Annotated in this window: 19 protein-coding genes; 13 read left to right on the top strand and 6 right to left on the bottom strand. The window is 54.5% G+C overall.

Annotated features, from left to right (window positions below):
* Positions 1-241 precede the first annotated feature (241 nt).
* Complete coding sequence (locus ACG98I_RS11160) at positions 242-1,129, bottom strand: hypothetical protein (RefSeq protein ID WP_394720714.1); 888 nt, start codon at positions 1,127-1,129, stop codon at positions 242-244.
* A gap of 168 nt (positions 1,130-1,297) precedes the next feature.
* Between ACG98I_RS11160 and ACG98I_RS11155 the strand changes: the two genes are divergently transcribed.
* A complete protein-coding gene (locus ACG98I_RS11155; RefSeq protein WP_394720713.1) occupies positions 1,298-1,486 on the top strand; it encodes a hypothetical protein in 189 nt (62 codons plus the stop codon).
* A 71-nt stretch (positions 1,487-1,557) separates the two neighbouring features.
* Here ACG98I_RS11155 and ACG98I_RS11150 read toward each other — a convergent pair whose 3' ends face one another.
* Entirely contained in the window at positions 1,558-3,189 is a 1,632-nt protein-coding gene (locus ACG98I_RS11150; protein ID WP_394720712.1) for an SLC13 family permease, read from the bottom strand.
* Between the two features lie 114 nt (positions 3,190-3,303).
* Here ACG98I_RS11150 and ACG98I_RS11145 point away from each other — a divergent pair, with 114 nt between their 5' ends.
* The 9 genes from ACG98I_RS11145 (at position 3,304) to ACG98I_RS11105 (ending at position 12,087) form a co-directional block, all read left to right on the top strand.
* The gene (locus tag ACG98I_RS11145) at positions 3,304-4,209 is read left to right on the top strand and encodes a LysR family transcriptional regulator (RefSeq protein ID WP_394720711.1); all 906 of its coding nucleotides are present in this window, start codon (positions 3,304-3,306) and stop codon (positions 4,207-4,209) included.
* A gap of 126 nt (positions 4,210-4,335) precedes the next feature.
* On the top strand, positions 4,336-5,412 hold the full coding sequence (locus ACG98I_RS11140; RefSeq protein WP_394720710.1) for a tartrate dehydrogenase: 1,077 nt from the start codon (positions 4,336-4,338) through the stop codon (positions 5,410-5,412).
* Positions 5,412-6,560, top strand: a complete 1,149-nt coding sequence (locus ACG98I_RS11135; protein ID WP_394720709.1) for a glycerate kinase — start codon at positions 5,412-5,414, stop codon at positions 6,558-6,560. The genes ACG98I_RS11140 and ACG98I_RS11135 overlap by 1 nt, the downstream gene beginning before the upstream one ends.
* A gap of 72 nt (positions 6,561-6,632) precedes the next feature.
* The gene (locus ACG98I_RS11130) at positions 6,633-7,568 is read left to right on the top strand and encodes an aldo/keto reductase (protein ID WP_394720708.1); all 936 of its coding nucleotides are present in this window, start codon (positions 6,633-6,635) and stop codon (positions 7,566-7,568) included.
* Positions 7,569-7,628: 60 nt separating this feature from the next.
* A complete protein-coding gene (amn, locus tag ACG98I_RS11125; protein WP_394720707.1) occupies positions 7,629-9,050 on the top strand; it encodes an AMP nucleosidase in 1,422 nt (473 codons plus the stop codon).
* A 137-nt stretch (positions 9,051-9,187) separates the two neighbouring features.
* On the top strand, positions 9,188-9,847 hold the full coding sequence (locus ACG98I_RS11120) for a heme oxygenase (biliverdin-producing) (protein WP_394720706.1): 660 nt from the start codon (positions 9,188-9,190) through the stop codon (positions 9,845-9,847).
* 397 nt (positions 9,848-10,244) lie between these two features.
* Positions 10,245-10,745 (top strand): ferritin, encoded by a 501-nt coding sequence (locus ACG98I_RS11115; protein ID WP_394720705.1) that lies wholly within the window; start codon positions 10,245-10,247, stop codon positions 10,743-10,745.
* 137 nt (positions 10,746-10,882) lie between these two features.
* Positions 10,883-11,338 carry a cytochrome C biogenesis protein gene (locus tag ACG98I_RS11110; RefSeq protein ID WP_394720704.1) on the top strand — a complete coding sequence of 152 codons (456 nt, stop codon included), beginning with the start codon at positions 10,883-10,885 and terminating at the stop codon, positions 11,336-11,338.
* Positions 11,339-11,487: 149 nt separating this feature from the next.
* Positions 11,488-12,087 (top strand): HAD family hydrolase, encoded by a 600-nt coding sequence (locus ACG98I_RS11105; RefSeq protein ID WP_394720703.1) that lies wholly within the window; start codon positions 11,488-11,490, stop codon positions 12,085-12,087.
* Positions 12,088-12,092: 5 nt separating this feature from the next.
* Here the strand turns inward: ACG98I_RS11105 and ACG98I_RS11100 are convergent, their stop codons facing one another.
* Positions 12,093-13,277: an ROK family protein gene (locus ACG98I_RS11100; RefSeq protein ID WP_394720702.1), complete on the bottom strand. Its 1,185-nt coding sequence runs from the start codon at positions 13,275-13,277 to the stop codon at positions 12,093-12,095.
* Between the two features lie 142 nt (positions 13,278-13,419).
* The gene (locus tag ACG98I_RS11095; RefSeq protein ID WP_394720701.1) at positions 13,420-14,163 is read right to left on the bottom strand and encodes an NAD-dependent deacylase; all 744 of its coding nucleotides are present in this window, start codon (positions 14,161-14,163) and stop codon (positions 13,420-13,422) included.
* 27 nt (positions 14,164-14,190) lie between these two features.
* On the opposite strand from ACG98I_RS11095, the gene ACG98I_RS11090 reads away from it, so the two are divergent.
* Together ACG98I_RS11090 and ACG98I_RS11085 are read left to right on the top strand one after the other, a co-directional pair.
* Positions 14,191-14,757, top strand: coding sequence for a TIGR00730 family Rossman fold protein (locus ACG98I_RS11090; RefSeq protein ID WP_394720700.1), 567 nt, complete (start codon positions 14,191-14,193; stop codon positions 14,755-14,757).
* A 63-nt stretch (positions 14,758-14,820) separates the two neighbouring features.
* On the top strand, positions 14,821-16,482 hold the full coding sequence (locus ACG98I_RS11085; protein WP_394720699.1) for a DUF885 domain-containing protein: 1,662 nt from the start codon (positions 14,821-14,823) through the stop codon (positions 16,480-16,482).
* Here the strand turns inward: ACG98I_RS11085 and ACG98I_RS11080 are convergent.
* Positions 16,479-16,916, bottom strand: coding sequence for a tautomerase family protein (locus ACG98I_RS11080; RefSeq protein WP_394720698.1), 438 nt, complete (start codon positions 16,914-16,916; stop codon positions 16,479-16,481). The genes ACG98I_RS11085 and ACG98I_RS11080 overlap by 4 nt on opposite strands.
* A 20-nt stretch (positions 16,917-16,936) precedes the next feature.
* Positions 16,937-17,995: an AbrB family transcriptional regulator gene (locus ACG98I_RS11075; RefSeq protein WP_394720697.1), complete on the bottom strand. Its 1,059-nt coding sequence runs from the start codon at positions 17,993-17,995 to the stop codon at positions 16,937-16,939.
* Positions 17,996-18,090: 95 nt separating this feature from the next.
* Between ACG98I_RS11075 and ACG98I_RS11070 the strand changes: the two genes are divergently transcribed.
* The gene (locus ACG98I_RS11070) at positions 18,091-18,861 is read left to right on the top strand and encodes a TSUP family transporter (RefSeq protein WP_394720696.1); all 771 of its coding nucleotides are present in this window, start codon (positions 18,091-18,093) and stop codon (positions 18,859-18,861) included.
* Positions 18,862-18,864: the final 3 nt, after the last annotated feature.

Here is an 18,864-nt window from a genome sequence, read left to right as displayed (position 1 = left end):
CCAAATCTTTTTTCAAAATATTTTTAACCCTCTCACCTGTGTAGATGGCGCCAAGAACAAAGAGATCAATAAAAAGATTGATGAAAGGGGTTGACGCTTACGCACAGCAGTGTAAAGTAAGCCTTGCCTAATCACGGGCGGCACGATGTAGGAGATGCGCTCCACACCCTGCATTGTGTCGGAGATTAGTCATGGGGAGAAGGGCCCGCTAGTGCGCAGCTGGCGGGTCCTTCGTTTATGTCTAGGGCCTCAAAGGTTGTTCTCCAGTTTCGGTTTCAATGAACAACTGAATGTCTTCAGCATCGGGCCAGTATCCCAGTTCAGGTTCAATTGGATACCCAAAGGGATCATATTCCTCAGCCGTGCTGCGATTGGGATCGTGTTCGATATTGAAATCGTTGAGGTGGCCGTCATTGACCCACAGGCTGATGGCGAATGTATGTCCGCCTGGGGTCGTATATAACCCGCTGACAGGGAATCGAAGATTCCCGGGCACCACTCGTGGGAAGTAGTTGGGGACAAAAAGCTGATTACTTTCAAAATCAATCTCAAAATCATTGAAGGTCAATAAGCTCGCCTGGCGCAGCTGTTCGCGTAGTGCTGGTGCATCGAATTTTTCGGTTGATTCTAGAAGCAGCGACAAAATTGCGTGCAGCTTGTCAGGAATCTCGTGCAGTTCACGCGTGGGGCCGGGGCGTGGTTCTTCGAATTCAAAGCCATCGCTATTCAATTGTTGGCTCAGTAGCCATGCCAAGGCGGCGGCGACGCCGGAACCGGCTGCCATCCACCGGCGTGGATGCCTGGCGCCTGCGCGAATCAGGGCGTCGTGAATACGAGAGTCGAGAGGTACGGCAGCTTTGGCTAGCCAATATGCGACTCCAGCGGTGCCCGCAGTGATAGCTGCCCTGCCCTTGGCGCCTAGAACCTCAAGTTCTTCATCTGCCTCAAGCTCCCGGTTCACCATCCATGCGGTCAATGCGGCAAGCGTGCCCCGATAGACGTGGCTGGTACGTTTGTTGAGCTTTCGCGGGTCAATGAGTGACAAGCCAGCGACGGCGCCCGAGGTTGCGGCCCCATGCAGCACATGTTGTGGGTTATTGAGGGAGCTGACCAGCTGTCGAATATTCATGTCCTAAAAACTACCGGGTGGAATGTCTGATGACGGTTTTCCCTGTCGGTTTAATCCTCAATGAGCCGACTGCTCTGGACACGAGTAGGGGTCAAGCGTACAAAGGAAATGAAAATCATTTCGAAAAGTACTGCACCTTGTTACATGCGACTGGTGCAGGAGGAAATTATGAAGAACACCAAGCCCGCACGCCTTTTGTCGATTCTCTTTTTGATCGCCCTGATTGTCATGTTCATTCTGCGTGGGCAAGGGATTATTGCCGATTCAATCGCGGTCCCCGGAGTACTGGTCATCGTAATTGGGCTGATCGTTAGCACCACGGTCTTTGGAATTAGTACTTATAGAAACCGACATTAGGACCGTGCGAGCGAGCGCAAAAAGCGGCCTTGCTTTGAAGTGCAAGACCGCTTATCGAGTGGCGAGAGTGATTAACCAATGCCCACCATGGTGGCAACCGTTGGCAGGAAGAAGATAATGAGCGCGCCGCCGATAATGTCGAAGCTGATTCCAGTTCGAATCATGCGAGCAATGGAGACACAGCCGGAGCCATAGACGATGGCGTTTTGCGGTGTGGAGATCGGCAACATGAAGCCGAAGGACGCTCCGAAAGTGGCTGCCATCGCGGGGATGACTGGGTCGACTCCCGCAGCAATCGCAAGAGGCACGACGATAGGAACCGTAACCGCCGCAGCAGCAGTATTACTGGTGGTCTCAGAGATCAGGATAGCGAGCAGTACCGCCATTGCGGTGATGACCAATGAGCTGGAGACTCCAAGCATGTTGTTAAGACCGGAGCCAATCGACTCAGCTAGACCGGAGTTGCCCAGCATGGCACCGAAGATCATGCCGCAGCCGAAGAGGATGATGGTTCCCCAGTCGATTTTTGCTGCATCGGACCAGTCCAACGTGTACTGAAGTTTCTTTGGTTCAACTGGGAGGATGAACAGTAGTACAGCGCCCATGACAGCGACGATGCCTTCGTTGAGTCGTTCATCAACCGCCTCATAAAGTGCTGAATCAGTACCCACGAACATTCCGAGGATCGCGGGGAAAATCCACAGGAAAACTGTGATGGAGAATGCGATGATGGTGTTGATTTCAGCGCGTGACATTCTACCTTGACGCTGCTTGTGCTCGGCGACGTATTCAGCAACGCCTTCAATGCGCCGAGTTTCTGGCTTATTGACTAGGAATAGAATGATGGCCAAGGCAATCATCATGCAGATACAAATCGGCAGTGCAGTCATGACCCACTGGCCGAAGGAAATACGTACGCCGGTGGATTCCTCAATAAGACCGCGGCCAATCAGGTTGGGTGGAGCGCCCACAGGAGTTAGCAGGCCACCGATTGACGCGCCATAGGCAAGCATCAGCATGAGGGCTGCACCAACGCGCAGGCGCAGGGGGTCGAAATCCTCTTTGACGATTCCTTTATCCTGCATCAGCTTGGCAATGACGGTGAGGATGCCGAGTGCAGTTGGCAGCAGCATGGCCACTGTCGCGGTATTGGAGACGAACGCCGATAGGACGCAGGTGATGCCGCCGAATGCCAGGATGATGCGCACGGTGGAATTGCCGATGCCTGGCAAGCCCAGCACGAAGTAAGCCAAACGTTGGGCCACCCCATGCTTGAGCATTGCTTGCGCCAAGATGAATGCGCCAATGAAAGTGAAGATAGTGGTGGATCCGAATGGGGCCAGCACGTCGGAGGCTGGAGCGGTACCGATCAGCACCATCATTCCCACACCAAGCAGTGCAGTGATGGGAATTGGCAGGGATTCGCATAGCCAAAGCAAAATAACGCCGACGAGAACCGCGGCGACCTTCTGCTGGGTGGGTTCCATCCCATTGGGGATAAACATCATGAATAAGAAGCCCAAAGGAGCGAGGAAAAATCCGGAGATACGGCGAATGGTCTCAAATTTTTCTTCCATAGGGGAGAGCTGTTGTTGCTCAAGGCTTCGGTAGGTTCCTCCACTGAGCAGAACTTCCGTGACATTGGTCCTCACGGCCCGCGCACTAGTGTTAGTGGCGGTGGTTGTGTTGTTGGGCATTTTCATGCCTCCCTCCTGATAGTTGCTAACATCAGCATGTGATAGTCGCTAGTATCAGCATGGGTTGTGATTTGAGTTACGTCCAAGACATATTCTCACTACCACCCATAGATCGTTCCTATGTCAGGAGGACACGTGGATATCCGGCAGTTAACTTATTTTCTCGGGGTGATTGACTATGGGGGATTTGGTAAGGCTGCGGAGGCACTTCACGTTGCGCAACCATCGCTATCGCAATCTATTCGCGCGCTGGAAAAGCGCCTGGGCGTAGAACTTTTTCACCGCACGGGACGCAAAGCAGAGCTGACCAGCGCTGGAGAGCGTCTTGTTGTGCCGGCCCGGCAAGTGCTGAGGGATTTAGATGCCGCACGCCGGGCGGTCACCTCCGTGAAAGAACTCGAGTCTGGCACTGTAAATATCGTGGCCATGCCAAGTCCGGGTGTTGAACCCTTGACGAGCCTGATTAAGGACTTTCACTCGCGTTATCCGGGCATGATGATCAATGTTGATGGGGCTTTTACGCCTGCTGAAACCGTAGAGGCAGTGCGCACTGGCACAGCGGAAATTGGTTTATTAGGTTCCTCTGGCCAGCCGCAGACGGCTGATTTGGACGTGTGTCAATTGGAATCGCAGCCTTTGGTGTTGATTTCGCCACCGGGGACTGACTCTTCGGCGGGGTCGATTGAGCGCAAAGACTTAGACGGCTTGCGTTTTGTGATTTCACAGCGAGGTTCATTGATGCGGCAGTTGATTGATAACGCGCTAGTGCATGATTCCGCAACCAGTGTCATCGCGGAGATGGCACATCGAACTTCACTTCTTCCCTTGGTGTGCGCCGGGGTTGGACATACGGTGATGCCGGAGTCGTGGCGGGACATAGCCGCAAGTAGTGGCTGTGTGGTTCGACGTATCGTGCCCGAAGTGAATCTCGATATTTTCGTTATTAGCCGCCAAGGTGAACTCTCCCCTGGTGCACAAGCGCTGATGGCATTGATTCACGGGAGAGCCCTCGGATCGGGATACTAAATCGTCCCTAAGGTTGAAGCATAGGCGTCGCCTATGTGGGGTGGTGAAAATTGGTCTTGGACTTCCCTCGACGGCCACTTTTAAATGGAGTGTGTCATAGTCACTCTATAAGTTAGGGAACCTCACATGAGTACGCAAACTTTTGAAATCGCATCCATTCCGGCCGATGGTGTTGGCCATGAGGTAGTTGAAGCAGGACGTAATGTTCTTGATGCTTTGGCGAAGAATTCCGGTGGCGCCTTTTCTTTCGACTGGAAGGACTTCGACTGGGGGAGTGAATACTACGCACGAACTGGGCGCATGATGCCAGAAGACGGCCTGGATCAGCTAAAGGACTTGGATGCCATCTTCTTTGGCGCAGTTGGATGGCCCACCGTGCCTGATCATGTCAGCCTGTGGGGTTTGCGCATTGCTATTTGTCAGGGCTTTGATCAGTGGGCCAATATTCGTCCGGTAAATTTCCTGCCCAACGTGGCGTCACCCATTGTTGATGCACATGACCGCAACCTGGACTGGATTGTGGTGCGTGAGAACTCAGAGGGCGAATACTCCGGTTTCGGTGGCCGTAACTTTTCCGGACGTGAAGGATCGGGCGAGGTTGCCACTCAGTCCGCGGTATTTACCGAAGTCGGCTGTGAACGTATCTTCCGCTACTCTTTTGAGCTTGCTCGTACGCGTCCTCGCAAAAAGGTCTCCAAAGTAACCAAGTCAAACGCGCAGCAGTTCGGCATGGTGCTGTGGGATGACGTTTTCGACCGCGTCGCCCAAGACTATCCGGACGTGGAAACCGAGTCCGTGCTGGTGGACGCCATGGCAGCAAAGTTTGTGCTCAAACCAGAAGACCTGGACGTCGTGGTCGCTTCCAACTTGCATGCAGACATACTCTCTGACCTCGGTTCCGCTATGGCTGGCTCCCTGGGGCTGGCTGCCAGCGCAAACCTCAATCCAGAACGACGATTCCCATCAATGTTCGAACCGGTACACGGTTCTGCCCCGGACATCGCTGGTCAGGGTATTGCCAACCCAGTTGGGCAGATTGGTTCCGCTGCGTTGATGTTGGATCACTTCGGTTTGGAAGTCGAAGCGAAGCGGGTGCGAAGCGCAATAGAAAAGACCTGCGCTGACGGTATTCGCAGCCGCGAGGTCGGTGGAAACTCTTCCACCACGGAAATCACCGCGGCGATCATCGATAACCTGGCCTGATGTCTACCGTTGTCATCTGCTGCGATAAGTTCAAAGGCTCTGCCACCTCCGCAGCAGTGTCTACAGCACTTGGGCAGAGCATAACCACGGCCGGGCATCAGGTGCGCGTTGTCCCGCTTGCCGATGGTGGTGACGGAACTCTCGAAGCTTTTGACTCCTTGGGCTATCACCGCAAGAAGGCCCAGGTGCGGGGATCTGATGGTGCACTACTCGAGACGCAGTTCGCCATGCAAGAGTCAACTGCGGTGATTGAGATTGCCCGTATCTGCGGACTAGATCTTGCTGCACCAGATGGCACAGTTCCTTCATCAACCAGTGCGCGCCAATCTGGTTCGTGGGGCGTTGGTGACGCTATTCAAGCGGCGTTGAACGAAGGCGCCACGCGCATCATCATCGGACTGGGCGGAAGCGCCACCACCGATGCAGGTTTCGGTATGGCTCAATCACTCGGTGCAAGATTCATAGCTTCCGATGGCACTCTTATTACCGATGTCTGTGACCTAGGCAAAGTCACCACGGTGAACTTAGAACAGGTGGATTCGCGCGTGTCAGAGGTGGACTTCATTTGCGCATCGGATGTGAAAAACCCGCTCGCCGGCCCCGATGGTGCGGCGGCAGTCTATGGCCCACAGAAGGGACTAAGCGAAACCGATGTAATTGAAGTGGATGCTGCCATTGAAAAATTCGCGCGGGTCTTTGAGGCGGCAATCGGTAAGCCCGGGTTGGCTGAGCAACTCGGTGCAGGCGCCGCTGGGGGCTTAGGATTTATGGCTGCTGCACTGCTTAAAGCTCAGATGTGCTCAGGTGTGGACTTGGTGCTTGATGAAACCGGTGGGGAACGTTGGCTTGATAAGGCTGACTTACTGATTACTGGTGAGGGCAGGATTGATCTCCAAACTCTCAGCGGCAAAGCTCCTGCAGGAATCGCGAAGCGGGCGCGCAAGCGCAACATTGTCGTTGTTGCTGTGTGCGGGCAGAATCAGATCGAGGAGGCATCGGCCCGCAGCATTTTTGAAGCGATCTATAGCCTGACCGAGTATGAATCTGATGTGAATGAGTGCATCCAAAACCCGCTGCCGATATTGGAGCGCATTGGGAAGGACATTGCAGAAACATATCTAATCTCAAACGCCTTGAGGGAAGAATGAATTTCTGACAGGTACTCGAGTCGTGCCTAGTCTCGGTGGGGAAGGACAAGAATCACTGAGAAGGAGTAGGACGTGGCTGAAATTAAGGGCACTGAGTTCGATATTTTCCCATTGAACCTGGGCGGAAACTCATTTGGTTGGACCGCAGACAGGGTCGCTACTTTTGCGGTGTTGGATGCATTTGTCGAAGCGGGCGGTAATTTTGTTGATACCGCCGATTCATACTCCGCTTGGGCTGAAGGCAATGAAGGTGGCGAATCCGAGCGTGAAATCGGTGCATGGTTGAAGGAACGCGGTAGCGATAAGCTGATTATTGCATCGAAGTCCGGTGCCCTTGATGGCGTTGATGGGCGCTCCCGGAAGGCCACATTTGATGCGGTCAACGGCTCGCTTGAGCGTCTGGGCGTGGAGAGCATCGATATCTTCTACTACCACTACGATGATGAAGAAGTCAGTATCGATGAGCAGGTAGAGATTGCCAATGACTTGATTGCTCAGGGCAAGATTAAGCACCTGGCGCTGTCGAATTACACTCCGGAGCGTCTGGTGGAATTCTTTGAAAAATCGGAGGGCACGCCCGCACGTCCGGTGGCTCTGCAGCCGCACTATAACCTGCTTGCCCGCAAAGACTACGAACAGGGCATTAAGCCCATTGTTGATAAATATGATGTCGCGGTCTTTCCTTATTTCTCCCTCGCCGCAGGCTTATTAACTGGTAAGTATGCCTCGAAGGAAGAAATTGCTGGCAAGCAGCGTTCGGGTCAGCTGGAAGGCTATGCCACCGATGATGCTTTTGCAGTAGTTGATGAACTTCGCGCTGTCGCAGATGAGCTGGATGCTGCGCCAACCACGGTGGCGCTTGCGTGGTTGATTGCGCACGGTATTACCGCCCCCATCGCATCGGTCTCGAAGGTAGAACAGCTTTCCGATCTCATGGCGGTCAAAGACCTGAAGCTGTCAGCAGAGCAGCTTGCGCGTTTGGACAAGGCATCGGAGCCTTTCGCCTAATCTCTTCGTGGCTTGGTAAACAGGACGCAAGCATGGCCGGTGGTCGCTAGGATTGCCACCATGAGCGATTTGCAGCATGCGCACACAGTAGATGAAGCCATTGATCGACTAGTTGAGCTCTATGAATCATCCTGTCAGCTGGCCAGGGAGTCACTGGCATCCGGTGACTATGACTCCTACCGGCATGTGGTGTATCCCAAGATTGTGGTTGATGTCCGCAAATGGCGGCCGATTGACCGCTCCCAGCCTTATGGTTACGTCGATGAAGCAGGCCGCTATAGCGCGACTTTATCCAAGCCGCACATCATTCGGGGCTATCTGCATGAGCAGCTATCCCGACTGGCGGAGAATTATCCCTGCGATATTTATGTAGGGCAGTCTGATTCACGAATTCCGCCGGAGTACATCCGTAACGTCGGCGATATTTCAGAAGCGCGCCGGGCAGGGGATGTCGCAGATGCCATTCCACGGCCAACACTGGATGAAGTGCATGATGCGATCATTGACGGTGATTGGGATGCCTTCCACGGTGAAGAAAAGCCACTCTTTCACTTTGGTCCGCAACGCTTCGATATCGCGTGCGCGCGCATTGAGCACTACACCGGCATTGAAATTGATACGGTGCAAAAGTTCATCCTCTTTACCAACTACGCCATGCACACCACGGAATTCGTTCGATTTGGCCTTAGCCAGCTGGCGCAGGAGGATTCCCGCTACACGGCGTTGGTCCTGCCTAATGGTGAAACACTGCATTCCGATGACGCGGTGAATCTCGATTATGAACAGCTCACGCTGACATCGCGGTTCCAGATGCCACGGTTTGATCTGATCACGGCATCAGGTGATGGCATCACCATGATCAATATCGGTGTCGGGCCCTCCAATGCGAAAACCATTACGGATTGCCTGGCGGTGCTGCGTCCGGAGGCGTGGGTCATGATTGGTCACTGTGCCGGCATGGATGGCCGCATGCGTATTGGCGATCTGATTCTGGGCAATGCATATCAGCGCGAAGATAATCTTTTGGATACCCACGTGGGGTCGCGAAATCCGATTCCCGCGATTCCAGAAGTCCAGCGAATGCTGGAGGCCTCCGTTGATGAGATTTATGGCAAAGATAAAACGCTGATGCGTACCGGCACGGTGCTGTCAACCGATGACCGCAACTGGGAATGGCGCACCAGCCGGGAGCTCTGGGAATGGTTGCGTGCCTCCACGGCGGTGGCAGTAGACATGGAATCGTGCACGATCGCTGCCAATGGATACCGCTACCGGGTCCCTTATGGCACGTTATTGTCGGTTTCTGACTTGCCATTGCATGCGGTGCCGAAGTTGCCTGCCCAAGCGCAGGCTTTCTATTCCAATTCCAAAGAAGCACACGTGATGTGTGCTGTTCGTACCGTCGAACAACTGGCGGATAATCCGGAGCGTCTACACACGCGTAAGCTGCGCCGAACCATTGGTGAAGTCCCATTTCGCTAATGCGCATTCTTAAGATTGCAGGGGGTACAAACTTTAGGTTGAATTCTCTCCGAGGCGTTGCGCTTTAGGTAAACCTAACCTTATAGTGGTGGTCAATCACCGTAAGAATCCCCCGCGCATGAGGAGAAATTTAAGACATGACTGTAACCACTTCTGAGCCATTGTCACTGGCGCTGCGTGCGGCTACGGCCACGGCACATGAGAATGCTGAAACATCAGACTTTATGGAGGAGCTGCTCGGAGGCAAGCTTGATGCAGCCGCAGTAGCCGAATTTACTGGGCAGCTCTGGTTTGTCTATGAAGCTCTTGAGCGCGCGGTTCGTGGCATCGAAGAGCATCCACTGGCGGCAGCTATCGTGGATCGTCGTTTAGAGCGCCAAGCGGCACTTGAGGCTGACTTAGCTGGCATGTATGGCAGCAATTGGCGCGATGAAGTGCGCATTCTGCCAGCAACCATGCGATATGTTGCGCGCCTTGAGGAGCTCACCGGCACCGGTGACCCGGTTCCTGTGATTGCTCATCACTACGTGCGCTACCTCGGGGATGTCTCCGGCGGTCAGGTTATCGCGGCCCGCTTGGGTACTTATTATGACATCGATTCTGAGTCGCTTAACTTCTATGACTTCACTGCGATTGGCAAGATTCCTCCATACCGCAATAGCTACCGGGCGGCGCTCGATGAATTGCAGATTGATGACGAGCAGCGCAGTGCATTGCTTGCCGAGGCCCAGGCAGCATTTGGCTTCAATTCCGGCGTCTTTGCTGACTTGGGTAAGCGTCACGGAACGAAGTCTTAGTCAATTCAGGCTTGCGCGCAATGCTCCGCGGCGGACTCCGAAGAACTCGGGCGTCACCGCGGGACATGGGCGCAAGCCTCTCAATGGCCCACAAAAGGGGGTAATACTAAGTTCTACTAAAGGCACTTTGAAATAAACCCTATCAAATTCATGAAATTGATTGTGTCTACTACCAGCAACGATGTAAAAGACAGCTTAGGTTTCCCAAAGGTTGGGTGGGCTTACCTAGCTGGCGCAGGTTTCACAAGCCGCTTACTGTTGACAATCAAACGCAGAAAGAAATATTAACTGCGCAGATGATGCCCGAGGTTGCGGTGACAGCAGCTTTAAGCATCAACACATTGGAAGAAGCGTTTCCTGCACTGGAGACGCACTCGAAGTAGGAAGAGGAATAACCATGGATGAGAAGCTCGTAACCGCAATGAATAACCAGGTGACCAATGAGCACCAGGCAGCAATGATCTACACCCAGCTGGGCTATGAAATGGATGATCTGTCCTTCCCAGGCATGCGTGACTGGTTCATGGCGCAGGCAGAGGAAGAGCGCGTACACGCTCAGAAGTTCGCTGACCACCTGCTGGCACGCGGCCAGCGCGTAGAAATCGGCGACATCACCATGCCTTCCGTCAAGGCAGCAACCCCACTGGACGCTTTTGAGGCTGCATACGCTCATGAGCAGAAGGTTTCTGAGGATATCCGCGAAATCACCCGCATTGCGGATGAGGTCAAGGATCTTGACTCCCGCGCAATCCTCAACTGGTTCTTGGATGAGCAGGTTGAAGAAGAAGACACCGTCAGCGAAATCATCGACCAGGTCAAGCTGGTTGGCAATGATGGCTCCGGTCTGCTGCGCATCGACCGCGACTTGGCTTCCCGTAAGCCAGAGATTGATTCCTAATTAAGAATCACTCCACTGGATAGCTTTCGCCGATGAACTGCCTTTATGACGGGGTAGTTCATCGGCAAAGTAACATCTCGGTATAGATCCGGCAATATTCTTTCATTTTATATATCAATGATGGGAGAATGCTTGCTATGTCATCAAAGCAGAAGATCGCGTTATGCGTATTCTTGATTAGTCTCGGGGTTGCCATGATCGGCGGTATTACGCTCATGGCAACGCACGTGGCTCTCGGAACCTTTCTTTTCGCTTTCGCCCTGATGCTCTCACCGCTTGCCGCCATTTTTATGTTGCTGGCAAGCTGGTTCATGTGCACCGGTGGCATTTCGCGGGCGCTGTTTGCGCTGAGTGGAACATTAGTAGTTACCTCATTGACGTTTTCTTTATTTACGCCACTGGGTACTCTGCCCGGCATCAGCATTCCGGTCTTTATGGCAGGAACCGCAGTCGGAGTTGGAGCAGTACTCCTAGTGAGTCCATATGCGAAATTTGAAGGACCCTTGAGATTCTTACGTCCTGGTACTGGTGGTTCCATCACTTTGCCGATGAAAGAGTCCCACAAGAAGAAACACATGGTGAATAGTCACTAGTAAATTTCATAAACGCTGACCGTGCATCTGCCTGCACGGTCAGCGTTGTTTTATCTCCACCATGTTTGGCGCTAATAACAGCGGGTCTAGGAACTTATTACACTGGGATTGTTGACTTATCGCCAATATTGACTGGATAGAATCAAGACATGAGTACGAAGGTGTTGTTTGACCTACATGGGGTCTTTCTCACTCGAAGCGTGGAAGACTCCCTTGCGCAGCTCGCTGACGTGGTCAACCTCGATGCCGCTCAACAGTTCTACCAGGCCTATTTGGAGCTGCGCCCAGAACTCGAAGCCGGTAGCGTCAGCGATGAATTATGGTGGCAACAGCTTTCAATACGTTCCGGTATGGACCAGGGTGAAATTTCTGAAATCGCGCGAGCTTTAGATTCCACCTTTGAGTTGAATCCGGAAGGTCTCAATTTAGCGCACGCAGTTTTAGATGCAGGCTACGTGACTGGCATCTTTGCTAATATCTCGCCCGGTTTGGCGCAGCAGGTGCGTGAAAGATTTGGGTGGCTGGATGAATTCGCAGCCATTATTTTCAGCTGCGACATCGGTGTGTGCATACCACACGCGGAGGCATATGAAGTCGCAGCGGAAGCCCTCGGCGGCGGGGTCAAAGACACTGTCCTATTTGATACTGATGAATCTTATGTGGAGGCCGCAATCGCAGTAGGCCTCCAAGCCCATGTCTATCAGTCCCCGCAACAGGTCTTAGACATCCTGGATGGACTAAAGCCCTAACTGGTTTAGGAACTGCGCAACGCAGCACGGCGGCGGGTGCTAAATGGTGACGTGCTGCTAGCCTGCGGTACCAAGGACAGCGGAACGCGCAGCAGCGGATCTAAGGCCACAGCACGTGCAACAGCGCGCACGATCTCGCGGTGAGTTGGGATGAGACGCAGCTGCATCTGAGCGCCTGAAACACGGGAACGCACAGAGGCAGCAAAGATCTTGGAGGCCTGCGGATCATCAATGAAGGCAGAGCCTGCCAGCACTACGGTGGCAGGACTATGCTCAAGCACCAGGTCAGCTGCAATGGAACCCAGCATATGCGCACGCTCATCCAGAATCTGGCGCGCGGATTCATTGGATTCTGCTTCCGTGGCGGCTTCAGCCAGGCTGTCGACATTAATGCCTTGCTGTGCCAAAGCATTCAAGACGAACTCCGTAATGACGTATTCCTCAGAGGCCACATCATTTAATCCGAGCAGCTCGGAGCTCACGCGTGGCAGCGGGATGAGCTGGGATACGCCTTCCTCGCTGGACAGTGCAGCGCCAATGGAGTCATCGGCGAAAAGGACCAAGGTATTGCCGGTCGCATTCAAATCAGCGCTTTGGGTTTCAGAACCCAAGATGGCCGGAATTGCAGAAGACACCACCACGGGGACGTTGAATTGGTAGCGCAGGCGCGCGGCAATATCGACGCCTTCCCAGCCCAGGTTGGATGCCCACACCAGGCCGTTGTCATCCACCGCACCGGAGGTGGTCACACCAACGGAGACAAGGGTGTGGGAAAGGCCCGTGGTCAAACGGTTCACACCAGCCATGATGTGCTCAATGAAGTCTTCTTCACTCAGCTTTGCCACCGGCGTGGAGATGTCATCCTCGCGCAGCGTGCGGCCCATGGTGTCATAGAGCGCAATGTGGGTGGATGAGGTGCCGATGGCAATCCCGGCCAACATCCACTTGATATCGGCAACCTCGAGCGGCACCGTTGGGCGGCCGCGACCGCGCGTGCGGGTGAGATCGGTGCGCTCTTGTACCAGGCCGGCCTCTAGCAAGGCAGCAGTGGCACGAGTGATGGTGGGTTGGGACAGCCCAGTGGACTCCACGAGTTCACTGCGCGTAATGATCGGGTTCAGCCGAACCAGATGCAAGCAGCGCGCGGCAGGCGTTTGCGGAGGCGTAAATACAGGGCCGGGCTTAATCATGGAGCTATACTAACCCGGCTAGACCGCATTGTCTAATAACCCCAACCGAGCTGTCTACAGAAATTCGAAAAAGCACCCCTCAACAGTGGTAATGCGAATGGAAAAACTAGTCTATTGTGGTGCAGGTTTCCGCCACATGAGATTATTTGGTGAGTATCGCAGGAAGGGAATTTGCGGCCGTGTCATCAATCCGGATCGTGGCTAAATCCGTCAATTCGGTATGTTGTGGAGATATCTCAATAATTGGCGTGCCTTGACGGTGCGCAAGGGTGGGTAGCCCCGCGGCCGGCCACACGGATCCAGAGGTCCCTACGATGATGACCACATCGGCCGTGCGGATATTTTCCTCGGCGCGCTCCCAATGATCTTGCGGCAAGGATTCACCAAACCACACCACGCCGGGACGGATGAGTCCCTGGCACACCTCGCACTTTGGTGGTGTCATGCGTTCTTGTGGCTGGGTGGGAAGCGCAATGTCGGCGGTATAAGGGGTGTGGCACCGGGAGCATCGGAAAGCGAATAGCGAGCCATGCAAGTGTGCAACGTCCTTGCTTCCGGCGCGCTCATGCAGGTCATCAATGTTTTGAGTGGTGACGGTGACCTTCCCGGGACATTGCGCAATAGCCTCATGCCCGGCGTGTGGATGGGCCTTATGGGCCAAGTGTGCGCGCCAGAGATACCACGCCCACATGGGCTCGGGGTCGTGCTGCCAGGCGTCAATTGATGCCATATCCTGTGGATTAACCTTCTCCCACAGCCCACTGCGGGCATCGCGGAAGGTATCCAGCCCGGAATCGGCTGACATGCCGGCCCCGGTGAAGAAGTGCACATGGGACGCAGTTTGAATAATCTCACGGGCCTTTATTACTTCTGGCACAGTATCCATGCGGCCAAGCTTATATGCTTGAAAACTATGAAGTCAGTGGCAGTTTATTGTGGATCATCGCATGGAAATTCCCCGCGTTTTGTCGAAGTCGCCCAGGAAATGGGTGCTGAACTGGCGCGCCGCAAGCTGCGCCTGATTTATGGCGGCGGCAATGTGGGATTGATGGGCGTGGTCGCTGATGCCGTGCTGGCTGGCGGTGGGGAAGTCGTTGGCGTGATTCCGGAACAGATGATTAACCGCGAAATGGCGCACGTTGGGCTTACTAGTCTCGAAGTCGTGGACACCATGGCGCAGCGCAAAACCCGCATGGAGGAGCTCGCCGATGCCTTCATTTGCCTACCTGGTGGCGTGGGCACACTGGAAGAAGTGGTGGAAGTGCTCACCATGCAGCAACTTGGGCACGTCGATGGCCCAGTGGGTCTGGTGAACGTGGATGGGTTCTGGGAGCCGTTTATGCACACCTTGCAATCCATGGCGGCCTGCGGTTTTGTACAGTCCCGTTATATTGATGCCATAGCGTTATCTTCGGATCCGGGTGAGATTCTGGATAGTATTGCTGGTTGGACACCTATTGGGGTGAAGTGGGATGAATAATACCGCGCCGCGCCGCCTATTCAGGTGGCCAATAGGCTGGGGAGAAAGATAGACTGTTTAGTCATGAGTTCTGAGCATCAACCGGCTCGCGAGCCATCCCTGCTGGATGCCTCCTGCGATAATTTTTTGGCAGACCTAGCGCAACTAACCCCAACGGATGCCACCGAATGGGGCATTGAAGGCTACGAAGGCGAGCTGCAGGATTTTTCTCCTGAGTACTTTGCTGCTGTGGCTGACCGGACCCGTGAAATGGTCGCGGACTTGGACGCGCTGGATGACAGTACGGATGAGTCTGATGACGAGGACGACTTTGATGACGTGGATTACGTCACCGCAGAAGTCATGCGTGATCGCCTGTGCTTGGAATTGGACCTGCACCACCACGGTGAGGACATTCGCAGCCTCAATAATATTGCGTCTCCAGTGCAGACCATCCGCGATACGTTGCTGTTGATGCCGCAGGAGACCGCGGAGCAGAAGGATGCGATCCGCTCCCGCCTCTCCAAGGTGGAGGCAGCACTGCAGGGTTACCGTGAGTCCCTGGTTGAGGCCGCTGGTCAGGGCATGGTGCCGCCAACGCGTCAGATCAATGAGGTTATCGGGCAGTGCAATGCGCTTGCCGATGCCACCTCGATGCTCGATGGCCTAGGCCTGGACGAGGATAGCGCGGAAGTGGAAGCAGCGAAGGCTGCTTTTGATAGCTTCTCCGGTTGGCTATCTACTGAATTGCAGCCATCTTCTAAGAATGAAGACGCCGTGGGCCGTGACCGCTACGCGCGTTTTTCAAAGCTTTTTGTGGGTGATTCCGTTGACTTGGATGAGGCCTATGAATGGGGCCTGGACCGCCTGCAGGAAATCCGCTCAGAGCAGGACAAGATTGCGAAGGAGCTTTATGGCTCCGATGCAACGCTGCGCACTGCGGTCCGCAAGCTGAATGCTGATGAGCGCTACCAGCTGAACGGCAAGGATGCGCTGGTGGAGTGGATGCAGGGCGTTGCCGATAAGGTCATCGCTGATCTCAATGGCACCTACTTTGATATCCCGGAGCAGGTCCAAAAGATTGAGTGCAAGATTGATCCGGCCGGTACTGGCGGTATCTTCTACACCCAGCCAACTGAGGACTTCTCCCGCCCTGGTCGCATGTGGTGGTCTGTTCCTGCTGGCCAGGAAGTATTCCACACCTGGCAGGAACTCACCACCGTGCACCATGAGGGCGCGCCAGGTCATCACCTGCAGATTGGTTTGGCCCTGATGGATCCAAACCTGAATGCGTGGCGTCGCAATGCCTGTTGGAATTCCGGTCATGGTGAGGGCTGGGCGCTTTATGCCGAGTCACTTATGGCAGAGCTTGGTTACATGGATGATCCGGGCTACCGCATGGGTCTATTGGATTCGCAGCGTCTGCGCGCAGCGCGCGTGGTGGTGGATATCGGATTGCACCTGGGTAAGAAGATGCCTGATGGTGCTGGCATCTGGGATAAGGCGCACATGAAGTCATTCATGCGTGAGAATACCGCCATGGATGATGCGAACCTGTCCTTTGAGGTCAACCGTTATTTGGGTTGGCCAGGTCAGGCCCCAAGCTATGCCTTGGGTGAGCGCCTCTGGCAGAAGACCCGGGATGACGCCGTTGCCCAGGGTATGACTCCGCGTGAGTTCCACTCTGAGGCCCTCGCATTGGGTTCTATCCCTATGTCGATTCTGCGTGAGACCATCCTGGATTAAGCCAAAGACTTAAGCCTTTCCTGAAGCTCCTGCGGCAAGGACGCGAACCATTTATCTTCGTCTCCTGGCTTTGGCAGGAGCTTTCCATATTCCGTCATGTGCTCACCAGGGATTTCATTGATATAGACCCACACGTGCTCTGGTGACAGCTCAAGGACACCTGCGACCTGCGCGGTGATGGACTCAAGTAGCTGAGTCTTTTGTTCTTGGGTTCTGCCAGAACGGATATCCGCGTGCACCCACACGTGCCCTTCCTTGACTTCCTGTCCAGCAAGAAATATCGCGCCATCATTGAAGTCATGAAAGAGAACCTGGACCAAGTAACGCGGCGCAATGGCAATCTCCGCATGCAGCGTGGTGAGCAGTTCAGCGACTTCTTGACGCTGGTTTTGGCTGATGAGGCCACGGTGGGAGTGAACAGCATAAGTAGGCATGAGTGAAATCTACTTTAATTTTAGCCTTGTCGCTTACCCCGGCCTTTAAACACAAAGTTGAGAATCTGCGGAAGATACGCGGCCACGGTAAGCACCAGAATGAGGCGGATGATCTGTAGCGACACCACCACAGGTCCGGCGCCGCCTTCCGATGACAACGCGAGCACAGTTTCCAATGCACCGGGGCTGGTGGCGAGGTAAGCCTCGAAGTATGTGATACCGAATATCGCCATGACTGGGATAGCCAACATCGCGCAAACACCCAGCACCATGGCGATGAGACCAAACGTCGCTGGGAGCTGACCCGCAAAGTGCTTCAGCGTCGGTAGATTCAGGCCACCACCACAGACCCAACCGATGGAAAGAAATGCCATGATGCGGAAGAGCTCCAGCGGCTGCATCGTGACATCGGCAGGCAAAAAGAAAGAAACCAGCACCGTTAAGACAATTGGCCCCATCACGGATGCCACGGGGATGCGCAGCTTCTTGCCCAAGGGCTCACCGAAGGCGGCAATGATAATGACGATTAGAATTACCCACCAGGTGGTACTGGCCTGAATAGACGCATCCTGATCGCCCGCTGGATGCGCCATGAATGTGACCAGCAGCGGCAGGCTCATGGAGACACAGAGCAAGCGAAGGTACTGGGTTAGCGCCACGTAGCGGAAATCCGCGCCTAATTCATCAGCCAAAGGCGGCATCATGGATGCGCCACCAGGAAGCAAGGATAAAATGCCGGTTTCCCTGGTGATTGCTCCTTTTTGCATTTTGTACAGCAAGAACCCGCCGAACATACAAAAGACCACAGACAGTACGCCGACGATGATGCCGATAGGCAGATATTGCAGTAGTTGGCGGGCAGGTGACATGGTGAGTGGCACTGCTGCCATCACGCCAATGAAACCGCGCGAGAGACTGTAATAGTGCTTATTCACTGGCATATCGCGCTTGGAAATCAGCGCCACGGACCCTGATACGACAATCGCTGCCAGAATCCAGGCGGCTGGAACATTGAGCCAGTCAAATAGAAAGCCCAGCACAATCGATGCCGGGACCACTATGAGCCAGCGGAGATCCATGAGCCTGCCTTTGTTAAAGAAGATGGTGGGGAGGAGAGATTATTTAATTAGCTCATTCAAGACTTCCTAGGGTATCAGCAGTTTAGGATGTAGCCATGGAACTGGAGCTTACGCAGTGGGCGCTGTTATTGGGTGGCGCCGCCATTGCCGGGTGGGTGGATGCTGTCATCGGCGGTGGTGGCTTAGTACTAATTCCGCTCATCATGGCGGTCATTCCGGGCGTTGCACCTGCGACGGCGCTGGCTACCAACAAACTGGCGGCGGTCTCCGGCACGGCATCGGCTGCGTTCACGCTGATGCGAACAGTGCGCCCACCGATGAAAGAAACCTTAAAACTAGCGCTTATTGCCGGTATCGCGTCATCCATTGGCGCGCTTGCGGCAACGTTGATTCAAGAAGAATTCATGCGGCCATTGATCATCGTGCTGCTTGTAGCAGTCGGAATATTTGTGGCTTTCAAACCTTCCTTCGGCACCGGTTCCTCTGAGGGTGTGCGCGGCGGCTGGCGCACCTGGGCAGCGCTCGCTGCTGTTGCTGGCATTGGTTTCTATGACGGCATCTTCGGCCCCGGCACCGGCATGTTCCTCATCATGAGCTTTACCGCGATCTTCTCCCAGAACTTCATTAAGTCTGCCGCCATGGCCAAAGTCGTCAACACCGCCACCAACCTCGGAGGCCTGGCCACGTTCATCATCGGCGGGCACGTGTGGTGGACCCTCGGCATTGCCTTGGCCATCGCAAATATCGCCGGCGCGCAGCTCGGAGCCCACACGGTCCTCGGCGGCGGCACCAAGCTAGTCCGCTACGCGCTGCTGACCCTGGTCGTGGTGATGTCCGTGAACCTTGCATGGCAGCAGTGGTCATAGAAC

Source organism: Corynebacterium sp. L4757, from assembly GCF_043673995.1.
Taxonomy (GTDB): domain Bacteria; phylum Actinomycetota; class Actinomycetes; order Mycobacteriales; family Mycobacteriaceae; genus Corynebacterium.
This window is presented reverse-complemented; position numbering and strand designations above follow the sequence as displayed.